Source organism: Pseudoalteromonas sp. S3178 (genome assembly GCF_005886985.1).
In the GTDB taxonomy this organism is placed as follows: domain Bacteria; phylum Pseudomonadota; class Gammaproteobacteria; order Enterobacterales; family Alteromonadaceae; genus Pseudoalteromonas; species Pseudoalteromonas carrageenovora.
The window spans coordinates 1-1,599 of the sequence record NZ_PNCW01000134.1 but is presented as its reverse complement, the minus strand read 5'-3'; the positions used below and the strand labels follow the sequence as shown (position 1 = coordinate 1,599).

Below are 1,599 nucleotides of genomic sequence, written 5' to 3'. Positions count from 1 at the left end.
GAGGTATAGTACAGGAACAAGTTTTAACCTAACCGGTAACCTTAAACGCAGCACAATATCCGTAAATTCAATACGCAAAAACTCAAAGCAAGTTAAGATTAACACATTAATTTTTTTTTGGCTCTATTAATTGGGATTTATTTAATAAGAAACTTAACTTTCTTTAATTTAATGATAAATGGTTAATTTAAAAGCAGAAATAATCTTAAATATACTATTGTATGATTTAAAAACTATAAATAGAGGGCTTATTTACACATTTTATAAAAAGTGCTTAAATATCATATTCTTTTAAGAGGCTAGAAACCCAATGGTAGTAAACTAAAAAAGCCACAAAATTTCATTTGTGGCTTTATAAACATTTAATCGTACTATTTTACTTGCCAATCAATAGTGTCTTCTGCCTTTATAGGCACGACTTTAGAATCACCCAAAGTATAAGTTGCGGGCACTTTCCAAGGGCTCTTTTCTAAAGTAATTGTATCTGTATTGCGCTCAAGGCCATAAAAGTCAGCTCCAAAGTGACTTGCAAACCCTTCAAGTTTATCTAAAGCACCTGCATCTTCAAAAGCCTCTGCGTACAACTCAATTGATGCATGAGCTGTGTAAGCCCCAGCACAACCGCACGCAGCTTCTTTTTTGTCTTTGTAATGCGGTGCAGAGTCAGTCCCTAAGAAAAACTTTTTATTACCACTGATTGCAGCCGCCATTAAAGCTTGCTGATGGATATTACGCTTAAGGATAGGCAAACAGTAATAATGTGGGCGAATACCACCCGCTAACATATGATTACGGTTATAAAGAAGATGATGCGCTGTAATGGTCGCGGCTACGTTCTGCGGTGCAGCCATAACGAATTCAACAGCATCTTTTGTTGTTATGTGCTCCAAAACTATTTTTAATTCAGGAAAATCAGCAACAACATCACCTAAAATAGTATCTAAAAACACCTTCTCACGGTCAAAAATATCTATTGAAGAATCTGTTACTTCACCGTGCACTAAAAGTAGCATACCGACTTCTTGCATCGCTTTTAAAACAGGATAAATATTTTTAACTGATGTAACGCCTGAATCAGAGTTAGTAGTCGCTCCTGCTGGATATAATTTTGCAGCAAAAATTTTACCCGTTGCTTTGGCTTTCTTGATTTCGTCTGGAGTCGTTTTATCCGTCAAGTAAAGCACCATTAAAGGCTCAAACTGCCCTTGTGGAGCAGCATTCATAATTCGCTCACGATAAGCTAATGCAGTATCAGTACATGTTGCAGGCGGAACAAGGTTTGGCATAATAATAGCTCGACCCATGTAGCGGCTAATGTCGCGCACAGTATCTTTTAACTGATCACCATCTCTTAAATGTACATGCCAGTCATCTGGGCGAGTGATAGTGAGAGTTGTTACGGTGTTAGATGTATTACTTGTCATTACTTTGTTCCACGGCTGAATTTATCCGATCATAGGCATATGAGGTTTTGGAGTAAAGATTTTATTAAAAAGAATCGCTTTACGCTTTATAAAATCTATTTATCGCTTTATTTTGTACTCAAGAAAATATTGAGTTAACTTAGTACCTGTATCAAAAAATAAAAAGAATAATATA

General features: G+C 35.9%; 1 protein-coding gene. It reads right to left on the bottom strand.

The features are described from left to right. Nucleotides 1-371 precede the first annotated feature (371 nt). The gene (gene pyrC, locus CWC11_RS20335; protein WP_138684142.1) at nucleotides 372-1,424 is read right to left on the bottom strand and encodes a dihydroorotase; all 1,053 of its coding nucleotides are present in this window, start codon (nucleotides 1,422-1,424) and stop codon (nucleotides 372-374) included. Nucleotides 1,425-1,599 lie beyond the last annotated feature (175 nt).